19 protein-coding genes and 1 tRNA gene are annotated in these 22,601 nt (G+C 33.6%); 12 read left to right on the top strand and 8 right to left on the bottom strand.

From position 1 onward, the window contains the following. Window positions 1-51: 51 nt before the first annotated feature. Together K8344_RS02325 and folB are read right to left on the bottom strand one after the other, a co-directional pair. A tRNA-Cys gene (locus K8344_RS02325) sits at window positions 52-125 on the bottom strand. A gap of 55 nt (window positions 126-180) precedes the next feature. Further along, complete coding sequence (gene folB, locus K8344_RS02330; protein WP_237606682.1) at window positions 181-537, bottom strand: dihydroneopterin aldolase; 357 nt, start codon at window positions 535-537, stop codon at window positions 181-183. Window positions 538-679: 142 nt separating this feature from the next. On the opposite strand from folB, the gene K8344_RS02335 reads away from it, so the two are divergent. Continuing rightward, window positions 680-2,356 (top strand): glutamine--tRNA ligase/YqeY domain fusion protein, encoded by a 1,677-nt coding sequence (locus K8344_RS02335; RefSeq protein WP_237606683.1) that lies wholly within the window; start codon window positions 680-682, stop codon window positions 2,354-2,356. Between the two features lies 1 nt (window position 2,357). Here the strand turns inward: K8344_RS02335 and K8344_RS02340 are convergent, their stop codons facing one another. Together K8344_RS02340 and cptA are read right to left on the bottom strand one after the other, a co-directional pair. Then, window positions 2,358-3,107, bottom strand: coding sequence for a hypothetical protein (locus K8344_RS02340; protein ID WP_237606684.1), 750 nt, complete (start codon window positions 3,105-3,107; stop codon window positions 2,358-2,360). Further along, the gene (gene cptA / locus K8344_RS02345) at window positions 3,094-4,704 is read right to left on the bottom strand and encodes a phosphoethanolamine transferase CptA (RefSeq protein ID WP_237606685.1); all 1,611 of its coding nucleotides are present in this window, start codon (window positions 4,702-4,704) and stop codon (window positions 3,094-3,096) included. Before cptA ends, K8344_RS02340 begins: the two co-directional genes overlap by 14 nt. A 259-nt stretch (window positions 4,705-4,963) precedes the next feature. Between cptA and K8344_RS02350 the strand changes: the two genes are divergently transcribed. Genes K8344_RS02350 through K8344_RS02360 form a run of 3 tightly spaced genes read left to right on the top strand, consistent with a single transcriptional unit; the run spans window position 4,964 to window position 6,050 of the window. Further along, window positions 4,964-5,344 carry a YtxH domain-containing protein gene (locus K8344_RS02350; protein WP_237606686.1) on the top strand — a complete coding sequence of 127 codons (381 nt, stop codon included), beginning with the start codon at window positions 4,964-4,966 and terminating at the stop codon, window positions 5,342-5,344. A 2-nt stretch (window positions 5,345-5,346) separates the two neighbouring features. After that, complete coding sequence (locus K8344_RS02355; RefSeq protein ID WP_237606687.1) at window positions 5,347-5,799, top strand: phage holin family protein; 453 nt, start codon at window positions 5,347-5,349, stop codon at window positions 5,797-5,799. 14 nt (window positions 5,800-5,813) lie between these two features. Further along, on the top strand, window positions 5,814-6,050 hold the full coding sequence (locus tag K8344_RS02360) for a hypothetical protein (protein ID WP_237606688.1): 237 nt from the start codon (window positions 5,814-5,816) through the stop codon (window positions 6,048-6,050). Between the two features lie 136 nt (window positions 6,051-6,186). Here K8344_RS02360 and K8344_RS02365 read toward each other — a convergent pair whose 3' ends face one another. Both K8344_RS02365 and gltX read right to left on the bottom strand, forming a co-directional pair. Next, a complete protein-coding gene (locus K8344_RS02365) occupies window positions 6,187-7,176 on the bottom strand; it encodes an SPFH domain-containing protein (RefSeq protein WP_237606689.1) in 990 nt (329 codons plus the stop codon). A 57-nt stretch (window positions 7,177-7,233) separates the two neighbouring features. Continuing rightward, window positions 7,234-8,751, bottom strand: a complete 1,518-nt coding sequence (gene gltX / locus K8344_RS02370; protein ID WP_237606690.1) for a glutamate--tRNA ligase — start codon at window positions 8,749-8,751, stop codon at window positions 7,234-7,236. 162 nt (window positions 8,752-8,913) lie between these two features. Here gltX and K8344_RS02375 point away from each other — a divergent pair, with 162 nt between their 5' ends. The 4 genes from K8344_RS02375 (at window position 8,914) to K8344_RS02390 (ending at window position 15,617) form a co-directional block, all read left to right on the top strand. After that, window positions 8,914-12,324: a DUF4175 family protein gene (locus K8344_RS02375; protein ID WP_237606691.1), complete on the top strand. Its 3,411-nt coding sequence runs from the start codon at window positions 8,914-8,916 to the stop codon at window positions 12,322-12,324. Next, complete coding sequence (gene ybeY / locus K8344_RS02380; RefSeq protein ID WP_237606692.1) at window positions 12,321-12,734, top strand: rRNA maturation RNase YbeY; 414 nt, start codon at window positions 12,321-12,323, stop codon at window positions 12,732-12,734. The genes K8344_RS02375 and ybeY overlap by 4 nt, the downstream gene beginning before the upstream one ends. 109 nt (window positions 12,735-12,843) lie before the next feature. Next, window positions 12,844-14,715, top strand: coding sequence for a tRNA uridine-5-carboxymethylaminomethyl(34) synthesis enzyme MnmG (gene mnmG / locus K8344_RS02385; RefSeq protein WP_237606858.1), 1,872 nt, complete (start codon window positions 12,844-12,846; stop codon window positions 14,713-14,715). A gap of 56 nt (window positions 14,716-14,771) precedes the next feature. Further along, complete coding sequence (locus tag K8344_RS02390) at window positions 14,772-15,617, top strand: class I SAM-dependent methyltransferase (protein ID WP_420908343.1); 846 nt, start codon at window positions 14,772-14,774, stop codon at window positions 15,615-15,617. A 133-nt stretch (window positions 15,618-15,750) separates the two neighbouring features. Here the strand turns inward: K8344_RS02390 and K8344_RS02395 are convergent, their stop codons facing one another. Then, complete coding sequence (locus K8344_RS02395; protein WP_237606693.1) at window positions 15,751-16,905, bottom strand: DNA polymerase III subunit; 1,155 nt, start codon at window positions 16,903-16,905, stop codon at window positions 15,751-15,753. Window positions 16,906-17,044: 139 nt separating this feature from the next. Here K8344_RS02395 and K8344_RS02400 point away from each other — a divergent pair, with 139 nt between their 5' ends. The 3 genes from K8344_RS02400 (at window position 17,045) to K8344_RS02410 (ending at window position 20,972) form a co-directional block, all read left to right on the top strand. Continuing rightward, the gene (locus K8344_RS02400; RefSeq protein ID WP_237606694.1) at window positions 17,045-18,229 is read left to right on the top strand and encodes a phosphoglycerate kinase; all 1,185 of its coding nucleotides are present in this window, start codon (window positions 17,045-17,047) and stop codon (window positions 18,227-18,229) included. A gap of 179 nt (window positions 18,230-18,408) precedes the next feature. Beyond that, entirely contained in the window at window positions 18,409-19,974 is a 1,566-nt protein-coding gene (locus K8344_RS02405) for a LysM peptidoglycan-binding domain-containing protein (protein ID WP_237606695.1), read from the top strand. A gap of 20 nt (window positions 19,975-19,994) precedes the next feature. Further along, a complete protein-coding gene (locus K8344_RS02410) occupies window positions 19,995-20,972 on the top strand; it encodes a DUF4837 family protein (RefSeq protein WP_237606696.1) in 978 nt (325 codons plus the stop codon). A 106-nt stretch (window positions 20,973-21,078) separates the two neighbouring features. On the opposite strand, the gene tatA is transcribed toward K8344_RS02410, so the two are convergent. Then, window positions 21,079-21,273, bottom strand: coding sequence for a twin-arginine translocase TatA/TatE family subunit (tatA, locus tag K8344_RS02415; RefSeq protein ID WP_139854182.1), 195 nt, complete (start codon window positions 21,271-21,273; stop codon window positions 21,079-21,081). Between the two features lie 461 nt (window positions 21,274-21,734). On the opposite strand from tatA, the gene K8344_RS02420 reads away from it, so the two are divergent. Then, window positions 21,735-22,598: a M23 family metallopeptidase gene (locus K8344_RS02420; protein WP_237606697.1), complete on the top strand. Its 864-nt coding sequence runs from the start codon at window positions 21,735-21,737 to the stop codon at window positions 22,596-22,598. Window positions 22,599-22,601 lie beyond the last annotated feature (3 nt).

The following is a 22,601-nucleotide window of genomic DNA, read 5'->3' on the forward strand; positions in this document are numbered from 1 at the left end:
CGAAGTAATTTTTAAAAATAAAAAAACCCTAACTATTAAGTTAAGGTTTCTTGGAGGCATCGAGCGGACTCGAACCGCTGTAGCAGCTTTTGCAGAGCTGAGCCTAGCCACTCGGCCACGATGCCATATTGTTGTGCAAATGTAAATAATTAAACATTTAATTCCTACATAAAAACTAAATTAGCGTTTCTTCTTCATGGTTACACTTACTTCCGAAACATCTCCACCAATAGGAGGATTTTGTTTTGCCACTGTAACCTTCACTGTATTAACCATTTCTAATTTTAACAACACCGAATCAATAATTCGCTTAGCTACGTGCTCTAATAACTTTGCACGTATACTCATTTCTTCTCTTACAATATTTTGAAGCATAACATAATCAACAGTATCGGCTAATTCATCAGTTTTTGAAGCTTTAGTTAAATCGGCTTTTACGGTAAGATTCACTAAATAATCTGATCCTATTTGTCCTTCTTCAACTAAACATCCGTGAAATGCATAAATCTTAATGTTTTTTAAATGAATGGTTCCCATAAAATAGTTTTTGACAAATATAACAAACAAAGTCAGTTTGAGTCCTTCGGCTCCGCTCTGGATAAACCAAGGGCGAAACCTAATTTTAAACAACTTCTTTTTCACTTAATTCCTTACCTTTGCACGACTTAAAAAAACAGATATGAGTAACGAAGCAGCACCTCTTAATTTTATAGAGCATATAATAGAAGAAGACCTTAAAAAAGGTTACAAAAAAGATGATTTATGTTTTCGATTTCCACCAGAACCTAATGGATATTTACATATTGGTCATGCTTCATCAATTTGTTTAAACTTTGGTTTAGGAGAAAAATATAATGCCCCTGTAAATCTTCGTTTTGACGATACAAACCCGGCAAAGGAAGAACAGGAATTTGTTGATGCTATAAAAAGAGATGTTTCTTGGTTGGGCTATAAATGGGCAACTGAATGTTATGCATCCGATTATTTTCAGCAGTTATACGATTGGGCTGTTCAAATGATTAAGGATGGAAAAGCTTATGTTGATTCTCAAACTTCAGAACAAATTGCTGAACAAAAAGGTACTCCAAACACACCAGGAAAAGCTAGTCCTTATAGAAATCGCTCTGTTGAGGAAAATTTAGAGTTACTCGAAAAGATGAAGAATGGGGAAACCAAAGAAGGGGAACACGTACTTCGTGCTAAAATTGATATGGAATCGCCTAATATGTTAATGCGCGATCCTGTGATGTATAGAACCTTGTTTAAATCACATCACCGTACCGGAACCGATTGGAAAATTTTTCCAATGTACGATTGGACACATGGAGAGAGTGATTATATAGAACAGGTATCGCATTCCTTCTGTACGCTTGAATTCTTACCTCATAGAGAACTTTACGATTGGTTTTTAGACCAAGTGGTGGAAGAAGATAAATTACGTCCTAAACAGCGCGAATTTGCACGTAGAAATCTAAGTCATACTGTTGTGAGTAAACGAAAACTCGCTCAATTAGTTGCAGCGGGGGTTGTAAACGGTTGGGACGATCCTCGTATGCCTACAATTTCTGGTCTGCGCCGAAGAGGTTATACTCCAGAATCAATTAAAAACTTTGCCGATAGTATTGGGGTTGGTAAACGTGAAAACTTGATTGATGTTTCTCATTTAGAATTTAATGTTCGTGAAGATTTAAATAAAAAGGCACCGAGAATTATGGTGGTTTTAGATCCTGTAAAATTGATTATTGATAATTATCCAGAGGGTCAAACTGAAATGCTTGAAGCAGAAAATAATCAAGAAGACGAAAGTGCTGGAACTAGAGAAGTACCTTTTTCTAAAGAATTATTGATTGAAAGAGAAGATTTTAAAGAAGAAGCAAACCGCAAGTTTTTTAGATTGACGATTGGGAAAGAAGTCCGCTTAAAAAATGCATATATTATTAAAGGAGAAAGTGTAGTAAAAGACGCCGATGGAAACATCACCGAAATTCACTGTACTTACGATCCAGAAAGTAAAAGTGGTAGTGGAACAGAAGCTTCATTAAGAAAAGTAAAAGGAACCTTACACTGGGTTTCTGCAGCGCATGCTTTACCCGTTGAAGTTCGTCTTTACGACAGACTATTTACAGATCCATCACCAGATACTAACAAAGAAAAGGATTTTATGGAATTTATAAACCCAAATTCTTTAGAAGTTATTACAGGATATGCGGAACCAAGTATAAAAAATGCTGAACCAGAAGATAAATTTCAATTTCAGCGTTTAGGGTATTTTGTGGTAGATAAAGACACAACAAGAGATAATATTGTATTTAACCGTACAGTGCCATTACGCGATTCTTGGGCAAAACTTTCATAAGTCATCTGTGTCCTTTAATTACTTTATAACTAATTAAAACAGCTTTTACAGTACTGTCTTTCAATATTTTTTTAGGAGTTGAAAAACCGTGCTTTCTTATTGAGGATGTTATCCAAAAATATTTATCTCTTGTAGGAAATTCTTTGGTCATAACTTCATAATCAGTGTAATTTGATGAAATAGCTAAATTAGGTTGTTCGTCAAGAATATTAGTTATTTTTTTAAGCTCAATATTTCGAGTTTCAGGTGACATTTCTGTTAATCCGAAAGGTAAGTAATAACTTGTTTTGAATCCTAATTTTGAAAAATCTAATAATGCCTCTGGATACCGTGTTTCAACAAGCACTTTGTCCAGAGGGTATTTTTTTTCGGAAAATAGCTTCAATATTTTTTTTTGAATAGAATCCGCATTCTCTGAATTTAGGTTTTTAATGTCCAACCATAAATACGGTTTTTCAACTACATCGATATAAGATAAATACTTTTCAAAAGATAGACCTATCGATGGAACAGGAGGGTGGGTTACATCCAGAATATCATCTTGTTCATTATATACCAAATCCAATTCAACCCCTTTAAAGTATTTTAAAGCACTTTCAAGTTTTTCAGGACTATTAACCCTATGAGCCCAAATTTTATCGTAATAACCAAGATATTCAATCTTATAAGGCGAATAGCGATATGCCATTCCTAACAACAGAGTTAAAATCAGAATCGATATGAGTATTATGAATTTTTTACCTGTTATCATAATCTTCATTTTCTTTAATCCATCGTGTTCGTTCTTGAAATTCGGGATTGAAAATACTTCGCGATTTGTCCATTAGATTGAATTCAATTCTACTTAAATCGGAAAAACTATGTATAAAATTTTCAAGATTATATTTTCTATCAGTAAAGCTATTTAAATCGGATAGATTTGGATGTTGATTTTTGTATTCAGGCGACGTCCAAATTACAAATGGAACCTCATACATAGGAGGAGTGCCGTAATACTCGTTATGACCTCTTAAATCCATTGTATCGTGCAATTCATCCCCATGATCGGAAAAATAAATTACAAAACTAGACTTTTCTTCTTTTCGAACAGTTTCAATTATGCTTCGAACAATGGAATCGTTATAGCGAATTGCATTGTCATATTCATTTACATAGTGTTCATTAGACTTGGTGATAAATGGAGTTTGTGGTGGGCTGTCGTTAAAAAAAGCATATTTTTTTGGGTATCTTTTTTTATAATCTCCGTGAGTTCCTATTAAATGGATAAAAATCATTTTCTTTTCGTCCCCTTGCGTTAAAATTTCATCAAGCTTGGGTAATACTACTTCGTCATAAATATTACTATTATAGTTATCTGTAGCTAAAAAATACGTTTGGTCTGATGCATTGCCTATTAATGTAGATACACTTTCGTGGAGTCCGACAGGTCTTTGATTTGATATCCAATAGGTAGTAAAACCCGCTTGATTTGCTAATTGAACTATAGATGCATTTTCTTCTTTGTTAGGATGCTTATAATCTGAAAAGGTCAATATTTTATCTAGCGCCAAGATAGTGTGGACATTAGGAGTAATTACATCTTTAAAAATCACTAATTCATCCTTGATTTCTGTTAATAACGGATTTGTTTCTCTTTCATAACCGTACAGTTGCATATGCCATCGCGAGGTAGATTCTCCAATTATAACAACATAGGTTTGTGGTTTTTCATCTGAAGAATGGACTTTTAAAATGTCACTTGCGCTCTTAGCTAAAGTTTTTTTAAGATTGGCTTTAGTTATTTGATAATCGGAGTAAGATGCTATGCTAGTGTAAATAATATTATGTTCACTAAATTTCTTGTGTATTATAAATAGGGATAATACAATGCCTAATACTATTAATATTTTCCATTTTACCGATTTTAATCTATCTGTAAATAGTAAACTTGATTCTTGTTTTAATATAAAAGGAATCAAGAAAAGCCAAGGGAGGAACAATACAATAGCAAGAAGAATGATGGACGTATTTAAATAGTAACTCAGAAACTCACTTGTTTCTTGTGTATTTGTTTCAAAAATTACGAATAGTGCAGATCCACTTAATTTTACGTTATAGTGATAGTAGAAGGAAAGCTTTATAAAAGCTAAGGCAGCGAGTAAAAGAATTGAAGCTATTAAAAACCACTTTTGTATTTTTAATTTAGGAATTAATAAATACAAACTAAATAGAATAGTGGTTACTATTCCAAATCCAATTATTTCTTTTAAATATGGTTTAAAATAAGGGATGAGAAACCAACCCAGAATTGTAACTATTAAAAGAGGATAGAATAATATAACAGAAAAGTATTTCTTAATATTTTTCAAGATTGAGTACGGTATTAGAAAATTATATTTTTCAAATTTACCACAACATTTTAAACATCCTCATCTATTAAATTTCATTTTATAGGTGTTTGTTTAACATTTAAAATTACATTTAATCGCTCTTTTAAGACGAATTTTTTTAATATATCAATTTTTAAGACAATTTTATAGGTTTAGTTTAACTATTAACCGCTTGTTAACAAGAACTTATAGAAAGGACACCTATCTTTGTGTTATTAACCTATAAAACAAATTAAAAATGGCATCAAATAATACAGGACAAACCCTATTAGCATTATTAACAGGAGCAGCAATCGGAGCTGGAATTGGAATTCTATATGCTCCGGAAAAAGGTTCTAAAACAAGAAATAAGCTTAATAAAGAAGCTAAGAAAACTCAAAAGAAATTAAATAAACAGTTTAAAGAAACTAGCAAAAATTTGAGTGATAAAGCTCAAAAAGCACGCTATAGTTTCGATCAGAAATTGAATGACACTCTTTCTACAGCAAGTCACAAAGCAGATGATATTTTGGTGGCAATGGAAGAAAAACTGGAGGCTTTAAGAAAACAAAATGCTAAATTACAAGCCGATTCAACATTGGATGAAGCTAAAGCAACTGCGAAAAAAGTAGTATCGTAAATATGTTTAAAGAACTGACAGATAGTCTAAATAAGATTACCGATAAAGTTGAGGATTACGGATTAAGCACTGCGGAGTATTATAAACTTCGCGTGTTTAAATCTGTTATGAAAGGTAGTATTTCTTTAGTTAATCTTCTAGTATTTGGTAGTCTTTTTCTATTTGTACTCGTTTTTCTTTCAATAGGAGCCGCTTTTTGGTTAGGGACTTTTTTTGAACATGTTTATGTAGGTTTCTTATTGATAGGAGCATTTTATGCACTATTATTCCTTCTAATGTTCATTTTTGGAAAAAAAATAATAGAAGAGAAAATGTTGTATAAATTCTCTGGTATATTGTACGATGAAGATGATATCGAGCCTAAGGCTAAGGCTGTACAGGAAGTTGACGAATATCAGGATATTTTAAGAAATGATACCAGAGCAGAAGAAAGACTTAAAGAAATGAATCTATAACCCTAGTTTACGTTATGAAGAGATATACCAATTTTGAAGAAATTGATAGAGACTTAAAATATTTGCGATTAAAATCGCAAATAGATTTGGAAGAAGTTAAATTGGGCTTTGCTAAAAGTAAAGAATCTGCTATAGAATCATTTTCGCCAATGAATTTAATAGCTAGTACAGTTTCATCAGTTATTAAAAAAGCCTTCGTTTTAAAACTAGTGGATAAGTTAATTGGTATTAAAACTGTAAAGACAAGATAAGTTTTTTCTTTTATTTGAACTTAAAACTTAATCCTAGATAGAACACTGCCTTCAAAAATTTTGAATTATAACACTAAAAAAGCCGTTTCAAAACATATTGAGACGGCTTTTTTAATACTATATACGTATAAGATTATTAGCTTAAATCTTCTCCTTCTTCAGGTCTTTCAGGGGTTTCTGGTTTAGTTCTCTTTTTGGGAACTATACCTTTTTTAAGATTTTGCTTTTTCATTTCCTCGCCAATTTGATTACTAGCAACAAATGAAGCAATCATATCATTAAGCATATTGCTTCCCGCTTGTGGTGAATTAGGCAATAAGATAAGGTTGGTATTGGTTTCTTCTCCAATAGATTGTAGTGTGTCGTAATGTTGTGTAACTACAATTAGTGCAGATGCTTCTTGCGAGTTGATTCCAACATTGTTTAATACATCTACACTTTCTTCCAGTCCACGTGCAATTTCACGACGTTGATCTGCAATACCTTGTCCTTGTAAACGCTTGCTTTCGGCCTCAGCACGTGCCTTAGCAACAATTTTAATGCGTTCCGCTTCAGCTTCAAATTCTGCAGCTACTTTTTCACGTTCTGCAGCATTAATTCTATTCATAGCTGCTTTTACTTGAATGTCTGGGTCAATATCAGTAACAAGTGTTTTAATGATATCGTACCCGTATTCGCTCATAGCTTGATTTAACTCCGCCTTTACTGCAATAGCAATATCGTCTTTTCTCTCGAATACATCATCTAATTTCATTTTTGGAACCTCTGCACGTACTACATCAAATACATAGGAGGTAATCTGATCGTGTGGATGCTCAAGCTTGTAAAAAGCGTCGTAAACTTTTAATTTCAGTACCTGAAATTGAACCGATATTTTTAATCTAACAAATACATCATCTTTTGTTTTCGTTTCAACTATTACATCAAGTTGCTGAATTTTTAAATTTATTCTTCCTGCAATTCGATCTATAAAAGGTATTTTAAATTGTAATCCAGAATTTCTCATGCTTTGAAATCTTCCGAATCGCTCTATTATAGCGGCAGTTTGTTGTTTAACAGTAAAAAATGCACCTAAAATAATAAATAAACCAAGGAGTAAAATTGGCACTACAATAGCATAACCCATATATAAAATTTTAATTGATAATAATTAGTGGTTTAAGGTACAAAATTTTAACAATTATTAAGCTATTGTTTCAATTGCCTTATTTATTCGAGCTACGCCTTCTTCCTTGCCTAGAATTGAAAGAATTTCAAAAACATCTGGTCCTTTCATTTCACCAACTAGGGATAAACGTAAAGGCATCATTACTTTTCCAAATCCTATATTTTCGGATGTAATCCAACCTTTTACTTTTTCTGAAAGGTTTTCTGCCGAAAAATCTTCTTCATTTTCAATAATATCAACTACTTTTCGAAGTAATTCAGGTGTTTCTTCTTTAAATGCTTTAGCTGAAGCCTTTTTATCGTAATTCGAAGGTGCTTCAAAAAAGAAACTTCCTTGTTCCCAAAGATCATTTACAAACGTTGCGCGCTCTTTTAAAATTGAAACAATTTTTGTTATATCTAGGTCAGAATCAGTCGATACACGCTTCTCTTTTAAGAACTGAATAAAATCTTCTGAGAGCGTTGCGTCGTCTACCTGTTGTAAATACTGATTCTGAAACCATTTTGTTTTTTCAGGATCAAATTTTGCACCTGCCTTATGTACGCGTTCTAATTCAAAAGCTTCAACCAATTCTTCTAGACTAAAGATTTCCTGTTCAGTACCAGGATTCCAGCCTAAAAAGGCCAACATATTTACTACTGCTTCAGGTAAATAACCGTCTTCACGGTAGCCTGTGAATATATCTCCTTCTGCAGTTTTCCATTGTAATGGAAATACAGGGAAGCCCATTTTATCTCCGTCTCGCTTGCTTAATTTTCCGTTACCAGTAGGTTTTAAAATTAGAGGTAAGTGAGCAAATTCAGGAGCTTTCCAGCCAAATGCACGATATAATAAAACGTGTAATGCCAATGAAGGCAACCATTCTTCTCCTCTAATTACGTGAGTAATATTCATTAAATGGTCGTCTACAATATTTGCTAAATGGTAGGTTGGCATTCCATCACTCTTAAACAAAACCTTATCATCCAGAATGTTTGAATCTACTTCAATACCCCCGCGAATAATATCGTGAAGCATTAGCATCTCATTTTCTGGTGACTTAAAACGAATTACATACTCATCTCCGTTATCAATTTTTTGTTGCGTTTCTTCGCCCGATAAAACCAAAGAATTATTCAATTTCAAACGGTTATGCCAATTATAAATAAAGGTTTTCCCTTTTTCTTCGTGGTCTTTGCGATGTGCGTCAAGTTCTTCCGAAGTATCAAAAGCATAATATGCATTTCCAGACTCTATTAACGCATCTGCATATTGTTTATAGAGTTCTTTTCTTTCGCTTTGACGGTATGGAGCACAATTACCTTCTTTGTTTGGACCCTCATCGTAAGGAATATTTAACCAGTTTAAAGCTTCAATAATGTATTGCTCAGCGCCTTCTACATAACGGTTTTGGTCGGTGTCTTCAATTCTTAAGAGAAAATCACCTCCGTGTTTTTTTGCAAATAAATAGTTGTACAATGCGGTGCGTACACCTCCAATATGTAAAGGACCTGTTGGACTTGGGGCAAAACGTACCCGAACTTTTTCTGACATAATATGCATTCTTTTTATGAAGTTACAAAGGTACAATTATGGTGTCTCATATTAAAGCTATTGGTGTCTGCGGTTTGTTTCTTTTTCTGGAGCAATATTTGTACCTCATAGAGAGCAAAATTTATTGTAATTTAGAAGATTTGAATATCATTAGGCACAATTATGAGCACCTTTAGTATCATTCAGCAAAAGCTGGAGGAATTTATTAGGAAATACTACACCAATGAGCTTATAAAAGGAAGTATCCTTTTCTTTGCTATAGGACTGTTGTACCTCCTAATTACGCTATTGGTTGAATACTTCCTTTGGCTAAATCCCTTAGGAAGACGTATTTTATTTTGGACATTTATAATTGTTGAAATAGGTTTGTTTCTTCGATTTATCGCTTTCCCACTTGCGAAGCTTTTTAAACTTCAAAAAGGAATTAATTATGAGGAAGCTTCAAGAATAATTGGAAATCATTTTCCAGAGGTTAGTGATAAACTGCTAAATGTAATTCAACTTAATCACAACAAGCACGAAAGTGAATTGCTTGCAGCCAGCATAGATCAAAAGGCTTCAGAACTACAACCAATTCCTTTTAAAAGCGCTATAAATTTTAAAACGAATGCTAAATACTTGAAATATGTAGCCATACCTGTTGTAATATTTTTTCTATTTAGTGCTTTAGGAGGTAGTGATATTTTTTCGAGTAGTTATAAACGCGTTGTTCAGTACGACACTGCTTTCGAACCTCCAGCACCTTTTTCTTTTTTCGTATTAAATGAAAACCTCAATGCTATAGAAAACAGTTCCTTTGTGTTAAAAGTTAAAGCCGAAGGATCGGCAATTCCCGAAAATGCAAGCATTACTTACAATGGTGAATCGTACTATATGCAGCAAACAATGCCGGGGACGTTTGAATACACTTTCCAACAACCTGTTGAGAATATTTCATTTAATTTAAAAGCCAATAAAGTTACTTCTCGTCAATATGTATTAGATGTTGTTAAAACACCTTCTTTGCTTAATTATGAAATGGTTTTAGACTATCCTACTTATACAGGAAAGCGCGATGAAATCTTGAAAAGTACTGGAAACGCTACAATTCCGGAGGGAACAAGAGTTAGATGGAATCTTATAACAAAAAACACCGAATTTGTTTCCTTAAAAACTGCTGATACCAGTTATTCTTTCGTTCCAAAAAACGAAAGTTTTCATTTTGATAAAACAGTTTACAATAAATTAGATTACACTATTACTACATCTAATGAAAAATTAAAAGATTATGAAAATCTTGCTTTTACTTTAAATGTCGTAAAAGATCAATATCCAGAAATTAGCGTACAGTCTAAGCAAGATAGCGTCGATATTCAACGCGTGTTATTTCTTGGCCAAATTTCAGACGATTATGGGCTTACTAAACTGCGGTTGGTGTATTTCCCTGAAGGAGAGGAGAAACTTGCTAAAACAGAGGCATTACCAATTAACAAGACAAATTTCGACCAATTTACGTATTCATTTCCAGGTAATTTAGAATTAGACGAAGGCGTAGCTTATGAATATTATTTTGAAGTTTTTGACAACGATGTAATTCACAATTACAAATCGTCTAAATCTGCAGTTTACTCTTTCAGAAAATTGACAAAGAGTGAATTTGAAGATGAGCAGTTTAAAAATCAACAAGACGCTATCAAAGGTTTAGATAAATCATTGGACGATTTAAAAGAACAAAAGGAATCTCTTGATGAGCTGTCGAAAATGCAAAAAGAAAAAAACGAGCTTAATTATAACGACAAGAAAAAGCTTGAAAACTTTATTAAGCGTCAGAAGCAGCAGGAGGAAATGATGAAGAATTTTTCAGAAGAAATGAAAAAGGAGCTAGATAATTTCCAGCCTGAAAATAAAGAAAACGATCCATTTAAAGAAGAATTACAAAAACGTCTTGAGGAAAATGAAGAGCGTTTAAAAGAAAATGAAAAATTATTAGAAGAGCTCGAAAAACTTCAAGATAAAATAAACAAAGAAGAGCTTACAGATAAACTAGAAAAGTTAGCTAAGCAAAATAAAAATCAAGAGAAAAATTTAGAACAACTTGTAGAGTTAACTAAGAGGTATTACGTTGAAAAGAAGGCTGAAAAACTTGCTGAAGAACTTTTTAAAATGGGGGAAGAGCAAGAAAAACTTGCCGACAAACCTGAAAGTGAAAACACAAAAGAAGCACAAGAACAACTCAACAAAAAGTTTGAAGATTATCAAAAGCAAATGAATGAGCTTCAAGAGGAAAATGAAGGTTTAAAGGCCCCAATGGATATTCCTCAAGATAAAACCGGGGAGCAAGAAGTCGAACAAGAGCAACAAAAGGCAACTGATAAACTTGAAGATCAGAAACCAAGTGAAGCTGGTAAAAGTCAAAAGAAAGCTGGTGAGAAGATGAAAGAAATGAGTAAACAGATGCAAATGCAAATGCAATCAGGTGGGATGGAATCTATGGAAGAAGACCTAAAAATGGTTCGCCAGATAGTAGATAACCTTGTTGTGTTTTCATTTGAACAAGAGAATTTAATGGAAGATTTTAAAAAAATTGAATATGGTAATCCTATCTACGGCATCAAATTGAATGTTCAAAACGACTTAAGAACCAATTTTGAACATATAGATGATAGTTTATTTGCCTTATCACTTAGACAGCCTATGATTGGTTCACAAATAACGACTTCCTTGATTGAAATTCAGTATAATTTAGACAAATCTTTAGAGCGTCTTGCAGAAAACCAGTTGCGTCAAGGTATTGGTAATCAGCAATATACAATGACTGGATCCAATGATTTAGCTGTTTTGTTAAATGAAGTAATGAGCAATATGCAAATGCAAATGTCTATGGCTATGGGTTCTGGGTCTGGTGAAGGTATGCCAAGTCCTGGTTCAGGTACAGGGAAGGAATTTCAACTTCCAGATATAATTGAAGGACAAGAAAGTTTAGGTGAGAAAATGAAAAATGCCATGAATAAAGGCCAAGAAGGCCAAGAAGGTCAGGAAGGTCAAGGTGAAGGCGAGGGTCAGGGTCAGGGTGAAGGTGATGGTCAGGGTGATGGCGACGGTGAAAATGGTAAAGACGGAAAAAATGGGAATTCTGGTAGTGAAAATGATGGAGATAAGGAAGGTGGCGGGGATAGTGAAGAAATGAACGGTGAACTTTTTGAAATATACAAGCAACAACAAGAACTTAGGCAGCAACTCCAAGATAGATTAAGCAAAGAAGGTTTAAATGGTAATGGTGGTGCTTTACTAAAAAAAATGGAGGGGATCGAACAACAATTACTCGATAAAGGTTTTAACCAAAATACGCTTCAGGAAATCTTAAATCTTAAATATGAACTTTTAAAATTGGATGAAGCCGATTTTGAACAAGGGCAGGAAACGAGAAGAGAGGCTGAAACTAATTTTAAAGATTATAGAAACAACATTCAATTGTCACCAGAAGAGATAAAAAAATACTTTAATACAACTGAAATTTTAAATCGGGAGGCCTTACCTTTGCGCCAAGATTACAAAAATAAGGTTCAAGACTATTTTAAGGGTAAAAATGAATGATAGAATTTAATTTTGAAACAGATTTTACATTAGAAAACGAAACTCTTTTAAATGAGTGGATTTCTAAAATTATTGCTTCAGAAGGTTTCGAAGTAGGTGAGGTTCATTATATATTTTGCGATGATGAATTTCTGCATAAATTAAATGTAGAGTTTTTAAATCACGATACTCTTACCGATGTAATCAGTTTCGATTACAGAATGGGAAATCAAATCAATGGTGAAATTTTTATTTCTATTGAACGAGTTCAGGATAACGCACAAGATTTTAATAATAGTTTTGAGGAGGAATTACATCGTGTAATGATTCACGGAATTCTTCATTTCTGTGGTTATAAAGACAAAACAGATGAAGAGGAAGCTTTAATGCGTAGCAAGGAAAATGAAGCTTTGTCTATTTTAAATGGCTAAATGGATGTTTCTTAATCTAACTTGTTTAATGTTAGATTATTATTGTAATTTTGCACCCCTTTTTTAATAAGAAAACTAAATGTTCCACGTGGAACAATTGAAAGAATATATGTTTGAAAGTGAATATGATGTTATAGTAGTTGGTGCTGGTCATGCAGGTTCAGAAGCCGCGGCCGCAGCTGCTAATTTAGGTTCTAAAACTCTTTTAGTTACCATGAATTTACAGACCATTGCTCAAATGAGTTGCAATCCTGCTATGGGTGGAATTGCAAAAGGTCAAATAGTTCGTGAAATAGATGCCCTTGGAGGTTATAGTGGGATTGTTTCCGACAATTCTGCAATACAGTTTAAGATGCTTAATAAATCTAAAGGACCTGCAATGTGGAGTCCGAGAGTTCAGAGTGACCGAATGCGTTTTGCTGAAACTTGGAGGTTGATGTTAGAACAAACACCAAATCTAGATTTCTATCAAGAGATGATCTCTGGTATTATAGTTGAAAATGGAATTGTAAAAGGAGTTAAAACTTCTCTTGGTTTAGAGATTAAAGCCAGATCTGTGGTACTTACAAATGGTACTTTTTTAAATGGTTTAATTCATATTGGTGAAAAACAATTTGGAGGAGGACGTGCCGGTGAAAAAGCGTCGACAGGAATTACTAAAGATTTAATTGATTTAGGTTTTGAAGCAGGAAGAATGAAAACAGGAACACCACCTAGAGTGGATGGTCGATCTTTAGATTTTACCCAAATGATTCCTCAACCGGGCGATGAGGTACCAGAGAAATTTTCATTTACCGACTTAACTAAACCTTTAACCAAACAGCGCTCTTGTCATATGAGTCATACAAGTTTGGATGTACATAATATTTTAAGAGAAGGTTTTGATAGGTCTCCAATGTTTAATGGAGCAATTCAAAGTACGGGTCCACGTTATTGCCCATCAATAGAAGATAAAATTAATCGTTTTGCTGATAAGGATAGACATCAACTTTTTGTAGAGCCTGAAGGATGGAATACTGTTGAATACTATATCAATGGTTTTTCAACTTCTTTACCCGAGGATATTCAGTTTAAAGCGTTGCGTCAGGTTAAAGGATTTGAGAATGTAAAATTTTTCCGTCCAGGCTATGCTATTGAATACGATTATTTCCCGCCAACACAATTAAAGCACACGCTAGAAACCAAGATTGTTTCTGGTTTATTTTTTGCGGGTCAGATAAACGGTACAACGGGATATGAAGAAGCCGCCTCTCAAGGCCTAATGGCTGGAATAAATGCTCACTTAAAAATTAAGGAAAAAGATCCTTTTATTCTTCAACGTAACGAAGCTTATATTGGGGTTCTAATAGACGACTTAATTACAAAAGGTACAGAAGAACCATATAGAATGTTTACTTCACGTGCTGAATATAGAACGTTGTTAAGACAAGATAATGCTGATTTCCGTTTAACGCCTAAATCTTTTGAGATTGGTTTAGCCGACGAAAATCGTATGAGAAAGATGGAAGAGAAAAGAGAAAAGTCTAAAGCTTTTGTTCAATTTTTTAAGGAGACAAGTTCCACACCAGAAGAAATAAATCCTATTTTCGAAGAAAAAAAATCTGCCTTAGTTTCTCAAAGTGATAAGATGTTTAAGTTTTTCTCTCGTCCAGAAATAACAATGGAGGATATGATGCAAATTGATTCGGTGAAAGAGTTTATTAGAGAAAATGAATTAGATTCTGAAATGATTCAACAAGCAGAAATCCAAGTTAAATATTCAGGGTATATTGCTAAGGAAAAAAATAATGCCGATAAATTGAATCGTTTGGAAGGATTAAAAATTCCTGAGTCTTTTGATTATTCTAAATTGAAATCTCTTTCTTATGAAGCAAGAGAAAAACTTACCAAAATAAAACCAGCTACCGTTTCACAAGCTTCTAGAATTAGCGGTGTTTCTCCAAACGATGTTTCTGTTTTGTTAGTATATATGGGACGTTAACAATATTGTTTCACGTGGAACAATAATTTCTTATTCAATATTTAATTCGCTTTTGATTGGAAACTAATTCTAACATACACTTATCGGTAAAGGATTATATGGTCTCAGGAGAAACCTTTAATTTGGTATATAATGAAGAATTAGACTTCTTAAAAACTGTACCACAACCTAAGGAGGAAGATCTTTATAAATATTATGAAAGCGAAGATTACATTTCTCACACCGATGAGAAAAGAGGAGTGTTTTCATTCCTATATCAAACTGTAAAAAAGTGGTCGTTAAAAAATAAGACAAATTTAATTTTCAAGGAAAATTATGGCGTTGGTTCACTATTGGATGTAGGAGCTGGAACTGGAGACTTTTTGATTGCAGCTAAAAATAACGGTTGGAAAGTTGCCGGAGTCGAACCAAATAAAAATGCTCTTAAGTTAGCTTTTGAAAAAGGAATCGAATTAGAATCTAATTTGGATAAATTTGTCGGAAATCAATTTGATGTCGTTACCCTATGGCACGTTTTGGAACATATTCCTAATTTGGAGGAAACAGTTATGAAATTATCTAAGTTGGTAAAACCTAATGGGAATTTAATAATTGCCGTTCCAAATTTTAAAAGTTACGACGCCAATTATTATAAAGAATATTGGGCTGCTTATGATGTGCCTCGCCACCTATGGCATTTTTCAAAAACTTCAATTGAAAAACTATTTGCTAATGAGTTTACGCTTGATAAAATTAAACCGATGATATTCGATTCATTTTATGTGAGTCTACTTTCGGAAAAATATAAAACAGGAAATAAATTTTCATTAAAAGCTTTTTGGATAGGTCTTAAGTCAAATTTAAGTGCTAAACAATCCAAAGAATACTCTTCGCACATTTATTGCTTCAAAAAAGCAAAATAAGCGCATTTAAGACGTTTTTAAGTCACCTCCGGTGTATCCCTTTAAATTTTTTTGTTTCTTCGTTATAAGCAACTTAACAAAGTCTTTTTTAATAAGAAATATCAATTAAAATTAAATTTTTAATAAAAGATATTTATACATGCTCAGAGCGGTGGATTAGACGGGTTAATTTTATAGAAAGGTCGGTGAAGATAATTTTTGCATTTCCATTTCGCTCAATATGATATGAAGCATCTTCAAGGGCAGAATTAATTTCAAAAATATTGTTCTGATGAACAAAGGGAGCAAATTTTGGAAGCGAAAAAGTTTTGTCTTTCGCTTCAAAAAATAAAAGTGATTCGGCTTTGTAATTTTTTAGAAGAGCTTGTCTAAATACTTCATTGCAATACATTAAGAATTTCTTTTGTGTTTCACGTCCTTGTCCAGCAAGTTCATCACTCCAAGATAATAAGGTGTTTATAGCACCCTTGTTTCCTTTAGCTCTAAATGCAGTTCTAACCCAAGTGATAAACCATTTTTCAAAAATCTCGTCTTCCCCAGTTTCATCTAGCAGCTGTAAAGCTCTGTTGTAATCTCCTTGGGCTTTACGTGCAGTATTTTGTGCTAAAGATTCAGAAATATTTTGAGTTAGAATTAATTCTTTAGAAATATCGGCTTCAGAAAGAAGGGGAAAGGAAAGCTTTTGACAACGAGATCTAATAGTCGTTATAATTTGTTCCTCTTGTTCGGTTAGTAGGAGAAGAACAGTGTTATCTGAAGGTTCTTCAACTAGTTTCAAAATTTTATTGGCGCATTCGACATTCATATTTTCAGCCATCCAAATAATCATCACTTTATAACCACCTTGAAAGGATTTTAAAGAGAGTTTTTTCGCGATATTTTCTGCTTCGAACTTACTAATATTACCTTGTTTTTTTTCAATACCAATGTGTTGTAACCACTCAAAAAGTGAGGCGTAAGGGTTGTTTAATACAAATTTTCGCCATTCGTCTGAGTAATTGTCTGAAATTGCATTCTTTTTAGCAATATCACTGGTGTTTACTGGATATACAAAATGTAAATCTGGATGCGATAATTTGGAAACTTTGCTTTTACAAGCAATATACTCTGGACTTCCTTCTTCGTAATTAATACACAGCAATTCTGCAGCGTAAGCAATTGCCATAGGGAGTAATCCGCTTCCGTTTACACCTTCAAATAATTGTGCGTGTGGAATGCGACCATTTTCAATGGTTTTTATAAGATGCGACTTTAAGTGCTTTTGTCCTACTACTTCTGAAAAATCCATTCGCAAATCTAATCAATTTTACGGTTTTTTCTCATTTTGAAGTTTTAGCTAGCGGTATTTCATACAAATAGGAAAATGAAAGTGTTTCGTTCTGTATAAATCTTCTAAAAAGGTATATTTGCAAATCAAAATTCAGCTTATGAAAACTGTAAACGATATTAATTTTAAAGGAAAAAAGGCATTAATTCGAGTTGACTACAACGTACCACTCGACGAAAACTTCAATGTTACAGATACCACACGTATTCGTGCATCAAAACCTACTATTTTAAAAATATTGGAAGATGGTGGAAGTTGTATTTTAATGTCTCACTTAGGAAGACCAAAAAATAGAGAAGAGGAGTTTTCCCTAAAACATATCGTAAAAACCTTGTCTGAAATTCTAGGAGTTCAGGCCCAATTTGTTGATGATTGTATAGGACCAAAAGCTGAGGAAGCGGTTAATACCTGTAAATCTGGCGAAATTATCTTGCTAGAAAACCTTAGATATTATGAAGAGGAAACTAAAGGCGATCGCGAGTTTGCTGAAAAGCTTTCTAGGCTTGGCGATGTATATGTAAATGATGCCTTTGGAACTGCACATCGCGCTCATGCTTCAACAGCCGTAATTGCAGATTTTTTCCCTGAAAATAAATGTTTTGGGCTACTACTTGCTTCCGAAGTTAAAAACGTGAAAAAAGTATTGGAAACAAATGTAAAACCAGTTTTAGCCGTTATTGGTGGCGCTAAGGTTTCTTCCAAAATAACGGTTATTGAAAACATATTAGATAAAATCGACCATTTGATTATAGGTGGAGGTATGGCTTTTACCTTTATAAAAGCACAGGGTGGAAAAATTGGAAGCTCTTTAGTAGAAGAAGACAAGCAAGACCTTGCTCTTGAAATTTTAGAAATGGCAAAAAGTAAATCGGTACGAGTGCATTTACCTGTAGATGCTGTAATTGCCGATAGTTTTTCTGAATTTGCCAATACTAAAATTGAAGACGTAAACAATATTCCTGATGGCTGGATGGGATTAGACGTTGGTCCTAAAACCAATGAGTTGTTTGGTAATGTAATTTCAGAATCAAAAACGATATTGTGGAATGGTCCTGTAGGAGTTTTTGAAATGGAAAAATTTGAAGAAGGAACTAAATCCTTAGGCTATAACATTGCTAAAGCTACACAAGACGGTGCATTTTCATTAGTTGGAGGAGGTGATTCTGTTGCTGCAGTTCACAAATTTAACTTAAGTGATAAGGTAAGTTATGTTTCTACAGGAGGTGGAGCAATGTTAGAAATGCTTGAAGGTAAAAGTTTACCAGGTATTAAGGCTTTAATGTAGAAACGTTAAATATCAATTGCTTAGTGGCTCGAAACCCTAAAATTGCATAATTTCGCAAAAACGTTATTTTTTAAATAATTAAATGGCATATTTTGCGTTATCTATACTTGAGTATTGATAAACAATTCTGCTAAAAATTAATCAGGCATATTTGCCGAAATTATTATTGTACCAAGCTAATGAAAGTTAATAAAATCCTTCCACTTATGTTGATGCTATTCTTTAGTATGAGTTATGCACAACAAGGAAAGAAACAGAGCGAAAGTATTGATACTAAAAAAATCAAAGTTGTTGACTCTATTAAAGTCACTAAAATTTCTAGTGATTTACCAACCACAATTGTTGCTACAGGAGTAAAAGATAGTATTGTTTACAATCTGAAAGATATGGCATTGGCCAGAAAAAAGGATAGTTTGTGGCTTAAGGAGCTTTACAAGTCCGATCTTTTTGATGATATTTATAATAGCATTGTAAACCAAGAGTACGAGCCTGTTGAATACGAAGAACTTCCTACTGAAGTTTTAAAACAGCGTTTAAAAGAACTAGATGCTCGCACACCTTTTAATGTTGAGTACAATCCTTCGTTAGAAAGTGTAATTAAGCAATACCTCAAAAACAGACGTCGCGGAATTGAGCGATTAATGGGTTTAAGTGAGTACTACTTCCCACTGTTTGAACAGGAATTAGACAAGCACAATCTTCCATTAGAATTAAAATATTTAGCAATTGTTGAATCTGCGCTTAATCCATCGGCTAAGTCTAGGGTTGGAGCAACTGGCTTATGGCAGTTTATGTATCCTACAGGTAAGATGTTTGGATTGGATGTAAATTCATATGTTGATGAGCGTTCAGACCCTATTCGTTCTACCGAGGCAGCTTGTAAATACCTAAAAAGCTTAAATAACAGTTTTAACGATTGGGATTTGGCCCTTGCAGCTTACAATTCAGGACCTGGGAATGTATCAAAAGCAATCCGTCGTTCTGGCGGAAAAACAAACTATTGGGATTTACGTAGCTTTCTTCCACGTGAAACAGCGGGATATGTGCCTGCTTTCTTAGCGACAATGTACATCTTTGAATATGCCGAAGAACACGGATTTAAAAAGCAAGCAGCGAGGATACCATACGTAGCTACAGATACAATAAGAGTTAAGCAACAAATTACATTAGATCAAGTTTCAAAACTCACAAACCTAGATATAGAAGAATTAGAGTTTTTAAATCCTGCGTATAAATTGGGGATTATTCCTGTAGTTAAAGGAGAAAACTATACCCTTAGATTGCCATTAACATCAGTTGGTACGTTTGTAAACAATGAAGATGCTATTTATGCACATCTTAATAAAGAACAGGAAAATGTAGAAGAAAAGGCCCCAGAAATGTACGATCAACCTAAAAAGGTTCGGTATCGCGTACGAAGAGGAGATTTCTTAGGTAAAATTGCCCAACGATATGGTGTTAGAGTTAGCCAAATTAAGAATTGGAATGGGATGCGAAGCAACAACTTGAAAGTAGGTCAGAATTTAATTATTTATCCTAAAAAGAATCCTAGAGACATAGCGAGTAATACTTCTGCAAAAAGAACTAACACTGCCGAAAAAATTTACACAGTGAGAAGTGGCGACTCATTATGGACTATTTCTCAAAAATTTCCTGGTGTTTCAGTACAGAACCTTAAAAAATGGAACGATATTCGTGGTAATAATATAAAGCCCGGAACTAAACTTAAAATTTATAAAGGATAGTTCCCTAAAATATCCTTTTAATGAGATCAACATTCGTATTACTGCTTTCGTTTTTACTTGTATTTACCTCTTGTTCCGACAATGGAAAGAAAGACAAATCCCTTGTTCCTGATTCAGTTGGGAATATAAATTCTCTTCAGGTTATAACTCCTAACGACTTGTGGAATGGTGCAACAGGGGAGGCAATTCGCAAACATTTTGCTGCTCCTGCAGATGGCCTACCTCAAGATGAACCATTGTTTTCAATGAATCAACTACAGCCTGAAATATTTACTGGTTTTGCACGTAGTAACAGGCTTTTTCTTTATGTTACCTTAGGACGTGAGGATAAGGTTACACTTGCTACTAATGAATATGCCAAGCCGCAAACCGGAGCTATAATAAAGGCTACTTCAGAGGAAAAATTGATAGAGCTTATCAATAAAAACGCCGATAAGATTATCGAATCTTTTTATAAGTCTGAAATAAAAGAACGTCAAAGAAGAACCTCAATTTCTTTACTTAAATTAGACACTTTAAAGAGTTTGATGGGGGTTAGTTTAAAGGTTCCTACGGCATATCGCATTGCAAAAGCAACAGATGAGTTTTTCTGGCTTCGCAAAGATTTAAAAGATGGAACTACCAATATATTAGTCTATCCTGTACCGATGGATATGATTAAAAGTGATAGTACAGCTGTAGGTGATATTATAAACATTCGAGATTCTATAGGAAGTAAATTATTACCAGTTGAAGACGATAGCGCTTTCATTACTGAAGATGCTTACGCTCCATATTTGTTTAAAACGACTATTGACGGCAAATTTGCCTATGAGACCAAGGGAACTTGGGAGGTGAAAGATGCTTGGATGGGCGGACCATTTATTAATTATGCGGTTAAAGATGAAAAAAATAATCGCTATTTAATATTAGAAGGTTTTACCTATGCGCCGCGAGCATCTAAGAGGGATCTACAATTTGAGCTAGAATCTATTTTAAATTCGGCTAAGTTTGAGTAAATATTAAAACCCTTGCTGTATTAAGACAGCTAGAAGAGCATAAATACAAAAAGAGCCTTTCAATTTATAACTGAAAGGCTCTTTTAATTAAATATAATAACGAAAGTTATTTGGTCTCGTCAATTTTTTTCTCTGGAGTTTCGTCTTCTTTGGAAGCGTCTTTAAATTCTTTAAGACCACTACCCAAACCGCGCATAAGCTCTGGGATTTTCTTTCCTCCAAAAAGCAGTAGTACAATCACAACAATCAATACAATCTGCCAAGGCCCTATAGCGATAAAAGGTAAAAATAAACTAGTCATAATTCATAGATTTTAGTTTGGCAAAGGTAACAAGAATTGTTTAGATAGAGCGTTTTCAATCCAATTTTAGCATCCTTGCTTTAGATTTTCTTTATATGTGTAAAGTAAAGCGCTAATTTATTTCTATTGTAATCTAAATATGTGAGTAACTTCAATATAACTCAGTTTAAATAGCGATTCTATACTCTTAGTTGCCAAATTATAAAACCCTCCTAATATTTAAATTTAACCTTATATCCCTTAACTAAAGATTATACGTCCTTATAATAATTTATATTTGTAGAAAGCAAATGGATTGTACTCTCAAATTTCCTTTGTGGGAAATATGACTTTAAAGCCATAAAACGTAGGATGAAAAATGATTTGGAGATTTAAATAATTGAAAGGATTAGCCTTGCGTTACAAGAACATTAAATTCGTCATTCCTTTAATGAATTTAAAGGCAATTACAAATAAAAAATATGTCTATAAAAGAAAAAAGAACCAAGAAGTTCAAGAAGAAACTGTTACATAAATACCGTTTAGTTATCCTGAATGAAGAAACCTTTGAAGAGCGCTTTTCATTTAAGCTTAATAGACTAAACGTATTTATCTTTACTGTACTTTCTTCTCTTTTCTTAATAATAACTACAACAGTAATTATTGCCTTCACCCCCTTACGTGAATATATTCCTGGTTATTCTTCTACCACTTTAAAGAAGAAGGCTGCAAAGCTAGCATATCAAACAGACTCGCTACAGCAAGTTATTAGTGTAAATGATCAATATCTTGCATCAATAAAAAAAGTGCTGACAGGAGACGTTAAAACGGTGGATTTTAATAAAGACTCAATTATTGAAGTAGCAAAAACAGATCCTTCTGTATTGGTGCGCATTTCTAAAAAAGACTCTTTATTAAGGGAGCAGGTTGAAAAAGAAGACAAATACAATCCTCTAGCCTCTCAACAAGTTCAAGAATATGTTTTATTTGCACCTGTTAAGGGAACAATTACCGAACCATATGATTCTAAATCAAAACATTATGCTGTAGATGTCGTTACTGTTAAAGATTCCCCAGTAAAAGCGGTAGCAGATGGTACGGTTATTTTTGCTGAATGGACTGTTGCTACCGGGTATGTAATTATCGTAAAACACGGCAACGACTTAATTTCTGTCTATAAGCATAATGGATTGCTAACAAAAGGACAAGGGGAGGTTGTAAAAGGGGGTGAAGTAATAGCCATTGTAGGTAGTACAGGTGAACTTACCACTGGTCCCCACTTACATTTTGAATTGTGGCGAGACGGTTTCCCAATTAATCCAACAAGTTTCATCGATTTTGATTAATTT

It is taken from the genome of Aequorivita xiaoshiensis, from assembly GCF_022008395.1.
GTDB lineage: Bacteria > Bacteroidota > Bacteroidia > Flavobacteriales > Flavobacteriaceae > Aequorivita > Aequorivita xiaoshiensis.